Genomic DNA, 7,793 nt, shown 5'->3' with positions numbered 1-7,793 from the left:
TTCCATAGCCGACATATCTTTTCTTTCCATCAATGCACCTCGCTTGATCTCTTCACTCCGATTTTATCATCAAAGAGAGGGACGACCTATGAAGTCTTAATGTACGTGACCCAGACCGTTGAATATCGTCAAGGATCAGTCTTTTTTGAGACGCAGTATCTTCCATTTCCCGATTTCGCGAAAGCCAAGCCGGTTGTAGATCTTTCCGGCTTCGGGGTTATCATAGAACAGACAAGGAGTCTTTCCCGAAGCCAGCAGATCCGAGCAGAGTCTAGACATAACTTTGGAGGCCAGTCCCTGTTTCCTGTAGTCTTTGTGAGTCGCAACTCCGATGATCATAGCCATATCGGAAGTCTCCGCGGTGCTGGTGGCCGTAGAAACTATTCTGCTGTTCATTTCTACGATATATCTTCTGGACGTTCCACTCTCGAGCGAAGAGAGAAAGGATTCCTCTTCGGTCGCCTGAAACTCTTCTATCGAATTCAGGAGAGCCAGAAGCTCTCTAGCATCGCTCATTGTCGCCCTCCTGATTGGCAGGTCGTTCTTCTCAAGGTTAGGCTCTTTGAGAACTGCAAGATGCATCGTGGCTTCTTCCTTCGTGATCTCCCTCAAATGGGTAGCTATAGCATCTATACAATCTGCCTTCCCGCTCAATGCGATACCCTTCCCAAAATCCTTTATGATCGCCGCCGCTTCAGCATGATCCATTCTTTCGCTGGAATAGACGACAAAAAACCTGTAATATCTTAGAAGAACACCTGTGGGATTCTCAAGTTCGCCATCGATGAAAATTTCCATGTGTTCGGCCTCTGGCACAGTATTCTCGATGTCGCCGATCATAAAAACGTTGAACTCCCTCTCCACAGACAGAAAGGGAATCAACATCTTCCATTCCTTGCCGGAGATCCTTCTCATTCTTATCACACCCAACATCCGTCATTTGTCGCATGAGAATAGGGTATATTATCGCTGCATTATTTTCAAGTTCATGTGACAACCGGTTGATTTTGACCGGACATATCACCCCCGGCAAAGAAGCTAACCTCAGCACGTTATATAATTTTACTGTACCGATGTCCATTCATCAGGGGAGGTTAGGTTCAATTGCATAAAGTATCTTTAGTTCTTTTTCTTTTTATGGTGGTCGCTGTGGCCGCCACCACGGGGAGTATAGAGCTTTACGGTAATGAGATATTCTTCAGAATCAACGAAGCCGAAGGCCTTCCCATCGTTGTGATAGGTGACGGACCGGGAATAAGCAATCGATATCTCGAAGACATACTTCCAGCAAGAAAAACGGTTTTCTACGATTCGCCCGGAATAGGAAAATCCAGCAACGCCGGCTCCTTAGATTTGAGCGTGGAGTATTACATATCCGAATTGTCGGCGATCGTTCACGAACTGGAACTTGAGAGATTCCATTTGGTGGGACACGGCTTTGGAAGTCTGGTAGCCGTTTATTACGCTCTGGCCAGACCGGCTGGACTGTCGAGCCTGGTGCTTGTGAATCCAATTCTCTCGATTCCTCAGCTAGATCTGCTGCTCGAAGAACATGCTCTCCAGAACGATACCGAACCCGATAAGTTGAAGCTGCTTTTCTTGAATTACAGAGGCGATATAGAGGCAAAACTGAAGACGACCGTGGAGGACGTATGCCGCGACACTTACAATCAGTTCTGGGGTGACGGACCGGTAGTAACCGGTAAGTTGAGGGGGCTGGATATCTCGTCGGGTCTATCCGATCTCAGAATGCCGATACTTATCTGCACAGGCCTGTACAATTTTCCAGGAGTCGATAAAATCATAGATTACCAGAAACTCTCTCCGACGAGCGAGTTCGTCACATTCATAAACAGCGCACACTTTCCCATGCTTGAAGAGAGTGAGGGGTTCAACATGATAGTCGGAGATTTCCTCCGGAGAGTTGAAGCTGAACACGAGAACAGCCCTGCGCCTGATTCATCTGGAAAAGCCGTTGATACTCTTTCGGGAGTTGTCTCGCTCGGTGAGAAAGACAACGGGGTCGATATGGACCTTGAAGTTGGTCGTGATTTCAGCGTCTCACTCCCTTCGAGTCCGGGAACCGGTTACTCCTGGAAGCTAGAGGAGTTCGACGGACGGGTCTTGAGACTTCTCTCCGACCCGTTCTACGAAGAACCGGGAACGACCGGCGGCGGCTACCAGGTCTTTCAGTTCAGGGTGATAGGCCCCGGAGAGGCCGATATTTCTCTGTCTTATTGCTCGTGCTGGAACGATGAACCGATAAGGACCTACAGGATCGGAATCTCTGTACCGCTTCAGGAAAGGGAGGCTCTATCGATCGATGAGTCCGGTAACGGGAAGAGTTTCTCGGTAGATCTGGCCGTACCTCTGGAGGTTTCACTGAACGTGACAACAGGAACTGGTATGTCATGGAGGATAACCTCCACTACCTCTTCTATCCTCCGTCAGACGAAGGAAAACGAGTATTCGATACCCGAAAACACCCCGGCCGTCGGCGGGACCGTTCAGCAGCGTTACTATTTCGAGGGTATCAACTACGGAACCGCCTACATAGAATTCTCATATGGAAGGCCCTGGGAGGAAGCACCTCCCGAGAGGACCTTCGGGGCGACGATAACAGTGGCCGAACCCGTTCATAACATTTACGTTGCCAGAGACAGCGACCACGATCGTTATATAGCTCTAGAACTTGACCAAATGCTGATTTTAAAATTGAAGAGCGGTTCATCCAGCGACGAAACCTGGTATTTACGCGAGGGACTTCCACGACATTTGCAACTCCTCGTTGATCCCTTCATCGAATACGTTGAAGAAGTCGGATATTCAATTTTCTACTTTAAAACCGTAGAGAGAGGAGAGGTCGTTCTGGAGATGTCTTATGGAAGTCCTGCGTCGCCCGATCAACCAATAGATACTTACAGGATTACGCTGCAAATAGAATAATGAAGAGCCGTCCTTCAAAAGAGCGAGAGAGAAAGAGAGAGAAGGAGAGAGAAAGAGAGAGAATTCTCGCCTTCTCGTGAGCGGAGCGAACTCTCGATGCTCTTTCTCTCTTGTTTTTCGCCTTCTCGTGAGCGAAGCGAGCGTCTCGATCTTTCCCATAACTCTCCATGCTCCACTCTCAACGGTTCTCAAGCGAACTCTGGACACTCTTTCACGACTCTTACCAATAACGTACCGCCAACAATCAACAGCGCATCCATATCCTACCCCTGTCTAGGTTTTTGGGTTGAATGGTATATAATAATATACAGGTACCAACTAGTTCAACAATTGAAAGGGAATGGTTACTCTGTAAGCAGTCTTGTAGCAAAAACCGTTATATCTTTTCATTCTTATCTTTTTGTCCACACCAATAAGGAAGGAAAACTCTGGTATATTTACCAGAAAAATCTCGAAACAAAGGGGGCGAAGTACCTTGAGTAAGAGGTTAACGTTAGTCTTACTGTTAGTCTCCATGGTTATGGCATCTTTTGCTTTTGCCGTGGAGAAAGGTCCGATTTCAGACATTGTCTATTTCAATGTGAGAATGAAAGAGGAGATCGCGCTGAAGGACACAGCAGAAGGTATGACAGACATCTTCATGTATGGGGTCCCGGGTCCGGTTATTTTCGGTCTCGACCAGGCGACTAGAGACAAACTAGATCTATACACTGTACCGTCCGGTTCATGGTCGCTTCTGATGAACCCCGTACCCAACCAAGCACCATACACTCTCGAAGTGGCCGGCAAGGAAGTTTTCAACGCCTTTGCTATCAAGGAAGTAAGATTCGCCATGAACTTCCTGATCAACAGGCAGTTCGTCACCGACGAAATCCTTGGCGGAGCAGGCTTCCCGGCCTTCACCATGGCCACTGAAGGTCAACCTGGAACTTACAAGTACAATTTGCTGGCTACCAAGTTCGGATTCACGGCCGAGGGAAACGAGACTCTGGCAATCGAAGAGATAACTAAAGCTATGCAGGCTGCTGCAGAGCTTCCTGCAAACGCGGGCAAACTTGTAAAGAAGGCCGATGGTTTCTGGTACTTCAACAACGAGCCGGTTACCATAAAGTTCATAATCAGAGTAGATGATCCCAACGGTCGTCTGAGACTTGGAGAATACGTTTCCAACCAGCTTGAAAAGGCCGGTCTGAAGGTCGAGAAACTTCTCTGGGACAGAAGCAAGGCTGGAACAACAGTCTATGGCGGAAGCGATCCCAAGGATCTAGTCTGGCAGATGTACACCGAAGGCTGGGGTGCAGGCGCGACGAGAGCTTTCTGGGAACACATAGTGGCACAGATGTACGCTCCATGGTACGGCTACATGCCCGGCAACCAGACAGAAGGTTACTGGAACTACGTTCAGGACGAGATAGACGAGGTTACCATGAAGGCCTACACCGGAAACTTCCTCACCGAAGACGAATACTGGGAACTGGCTCTCAGAGGTCTCGAACTGGGACTTGAAGAGGCGGTGAGGATATACGTTGTCAACCAGCAGGACTTCTTTACTGCAAACGCGGCCAGGCTGGTAGACAGGTTTGCCTATGGCCTCGGCGACGGTTTGAACGGCTGGTCGATAAAAACGGCTAAAACGCAAGACGGAGTTCTATTTGTTACGCTCTTCTCGGCTATGGGTTCGCTGTTCATGGATGCCTGGGATCCGATAGGGACCGACGGTTTCAGCAGTACCTATTCCAGTGCGATCGCAGAGAACCTATACGATCCGGCGATGTTCGAAAGCCCAGCTTCAGCCATACAAACTCCTCTTAGAGCTATTCCAATCGAGGTCGATACTAAGGTCAGAAGGGACGAAGAGGGTAACGTGGTCGGTGACTTCGATGTTCCAGCCAATGCGATCAACTACGACCCTGTTAGTGAAAAATGGGTCGAGGTCGGTGAAGGCCACAAATCAATGTCAATGGCAACCTATGAATTCAAGTTCGGCAATTTCCATCACGGACAGCCAACAACAATAGCAGATTTCCTGTATGCCCAGGGATTTCTCAACGAGTGGGCAAACAAGGAAGGCGATGACGATCCTCTGTACGAACAGGGCTATTCATCGAAGCTCAAAGAACAGCAGGATACATTAATCGGTTGGGTAATCCATCCCGACGATACCATAACCGTGTATTTCAACTACAACTTCCCGGCCAGTAAAGAGAGAGTTGCAGGCTGGGGTGCACCTGGAATCAGCGTATCGGCCTCCGGTCAGCCAGTCGGTTGCGCCTGGGAAATCATAGAGGCACTTGCGCTTATGATAACGGAGGGAAGCCAGTCCGGAACTACCTACGCCATCACCAGGGATCCGGCGGTCACGGAAGTCGATGTCCTTTCTCCGAGCTGTGTTAAGGATATCGCGGCCAAGTTGAAGGAAATGATCGATAGAAAGTACATACCTAACTACATCAAGGGTTTCGTGACCGAGGAAGAAGTGCTCGCCAGATACAACGCTGCGCTTAACTTTATCGACAAGTACGGTCACGCCTATATAAGCAACGGCCAGTACTATCTGGCAAAGTTCGACACAGCCTCTAACTTCGCCGAACTGAGAGCCTTCAGAGATCCAACCTATCCGTATGAGAAGGGGTACTGGAAGGAATACCTCAGGGCGACTAGGTTGAGAATCGACCACCTCGACGTTCCAGCCATATCTACTTTCGGAATGGATATCAATGTGGTCGTAGATGTCTCCGAAGTTTTATATCCGGAAGACACCGCTGTTCCAGCCACAAAGGGATCGGTCGTAGTTACGCTGATAACCGACACAGGCGAGTTCAGTTTCGATGCGACATTTGTCGGTGACGGTTTCTTTGAGGCGGTAATCCCGGCAAGCGCACTCGAGGGCCTTGCGGCGGGTTCCTATAACGTAATGGCCATAGCTTCTCTCGAAGGAGCCGTACCAGCCTCCGCTTCCGCACAAGTCGTGCTTTACTGATAAATACCATTCATGATAGTACCCCGAAAGGGGTACTATCATTCTTCTGAGGTGCAATATGTACTGGAAATATGCTTTGAAGAGAGTTCTGTACGGTCTGCTAATGTATGCTATCCTGGTATTTGTCTTCTCTGCTCTCTTCAACACTGTTATGGAACAAACCCTTAGGGCCCAGATAGAGGAGCAGGTACGAAGCGAAACGATGCGTATGACAAACAGAAGCGCACAGCAAATGCAAGACTATGTAGTGGTTAGAAAGGCCGAGCTTTACTCGCTTTACAGGCTCGATAGACCGGTGAGCGAGAGAGTTGTATGGCGCACCTGGGATACTCTGACTTTCAATTTTGGCAACTCGACCCTGATAAGATCTGCAGATGGAAGCAGAAGTGTCTGGAGAATAGTTTCTGAAGCGATTCCCAACACTTTGCTTCTCTTTACGGTGGCGATATTCGTCGATATCATAATCGGTGTCTGGCTGGGTCTCAAAAAGGCGCAGAAGGCCGGTGGCGTTCTCGACAAGAGCACATCGGTCGGTACGATGATCGTTTTCGGCATGCCCTCGTGGTGGCTGGGAATGCTGATGATAATGTTCTTCGCATATACGATAAGAATATTTCCTTCCGGAGGGTTGCACTCGACACCTCCACCGGAAGGGATCGCATACTTCTTCGACCTCATTTACCACCTTGCGCTTCCCGTTCTCACACTGGTCGTTCTAGGCTTCTGGGGAAGAGCCTTCCTCACCAGAAACATTGTCCTGGGAGTCCTCCAGGAAGACTACATAATGGCGGCCAGGGCCAGAGGGATACCAGAGCGCAAGATTCTCTACGGTCACACGATGAGAACGGCCGCCCCTCCCATAGTGACGATGTCGCTTCTGGCGCTTCTGGCATCGGTTTCCGGAAACATAGTCTTCGAGGGAATCTTCTCATGGCCGGGAATGGGGAACCTCTTCTGGTTCGCCCTTCAGCAGAACGACGTCCCGGTACTCATGGGCAATCTCGCCGTTACTACCGGACTGTACATAAGCGGGCTGGTCATTCTGGATCTCATATACGGGCTGCTCGATCCCAGGATCAAGGTTGGTGGTAAGGCATGAGGTGGATCGATATAAAGAATTCTATAAAAGATTTCTGGAATGAATTCAGAAAGGTGAAGTCCGGAATTGTCGGCATCGTCTTTCTCGGTATATTCCTGTTCATTCTGTTTTTTGAGCGTTTCATAGTACCGTTTCCGCAGGTGAACAACAAGTGGAGGGACATCACCTTCTGGCAGGATCTGCCTTCCAGCGCCGCCCCCGAGTGGACGAATCTCTTCACTTCAAAGAAGCGCGCGGTATCGGAATCTATAGGAGAATACACCCTAAATGAAAAGGCTGCCGGTACTGTGAAAATACTCGAGTATGTTTTCGAGTACGACTATAAGGCCGGAGTCGCGCCTTCGGATCTAATTTTCCACGCGGAGGGAACCGGAAAGCCGACCGTCATCCTGGCTATAGAGAGGCCCGATGGTTTAACTCTGGATCTATTCAGAAAACAAATGGAAATGAACAGCTCTCAGGAGATAAGAGTTGCGATAGACAAGTCCAGTCAAAGTGCCGCCTATAACTTTGGGAGAAAGTACGACTCTGTTGATGGGATCCCTCTTCAGACGGTAAAGACGACGGACGTTATCTTCTCTAAAGCCCAAAAAGGGCTGTTTAGAGCTCCATCGGCTTTGAACGGTGTTTACAAAGTGAAAGCCACCCTGATGCTCCAGAAAGCCGACGAAAGAGTAGATAAAGTTTATTTGAACGTTGCCGGAAGGGTCTTCGGCATACTGGGTACAGACAACTCGAAGAGAGACATCTGGAGCGGAGTGCTGGCCG

The 7,793-nt window shown here is 49.1% G+C and carries 4 protein-coding genes and 1 pseudogene; 4 read left to right on the top strand and 1 reads right to left on the bottom strand.

The genetic code is table 11. The features are described 5' to 3' along the window. Positions 1 to 135: 135 nt before the first annotated feature. Complete coding sequence (locus PKX57_RS10510) at positions 136 to 915, bottom strand: GNAT family N-acetyltransferase (RefSeq protein ID WP_213923051.1); 780 nt, start codon at positions 913 to 915, stop codon at positions 136 to 138. Between the two features lie 189 nt (positions 916 to 1,104). On the opposite strand from PKX57_RS10510, the gene PKX57_RS10505 reads away from it, so the two are divergent. The 4 genes and pseudogenes from PKX57_RS10505 to PKX57_RS10490 all read left to right on the top strand — a co-directional run. Beyond that, on the top strand, positions 1,105 to 2,946 hold the full coding sequence (locus tag PKX57_RS10505; protein ID WP_472417201.1) for an alpha/beta fold hydrolase: 1,842 nt from the start codon (positions 1,105 to 1,107) through the stop codon (positions 2,944 to 2,946). Between the two features lie 520 nt (positions 2,947 to 3,466). Beyond that, the gene (locus PKX57_RS10500; protein ID WP_472417199.1) at positions 3,467 to 5,926 is read left to right on the top strand and encodes an ABC transporter substrate-binding protein; all 2,460 of its coding nucleotides are present in this window, start codon (positions 3,467 to 3,469) and stop codon (positions 5,924 to 5,926) included. A gap of 58 nt (positions 5,927 to 5,984) precedes the next feature. After that, on the top strand, positions 5,985 to 7,025 hold the full coding sequence (locus tag PKX57_RS10495; RefSeq protein WP_472417197.1) for an ABC transporter permease: 1,041 nt from the start codon (positions 5,985 to 5,987) through the stop codon (positions 7,023 to 7,025). After that, positions 7,022 to 7,793: pseudogene (locus PKX57_RS10490) on the top strand (ABC transporter permease); the annotation flags it as partial. The gene PKX57_RS10495 and the pseudogene PKX57_RS10490, both read left to right, overlap by 4 nt.

The sequence above is a fragment of the Mesotoga sp. genome, from assembly GCF_035363035.1.
Lineage (GTDB): Bacteria > Thermotogota > Thermotogae > Petrotogales > Kosmotogaceae > Mesotoga.
The sequence above is the reverse complement of the archived record's forward strand: the minus strand, read 5'-3'. Positions and strand labels throughout refer to the sequence as shown.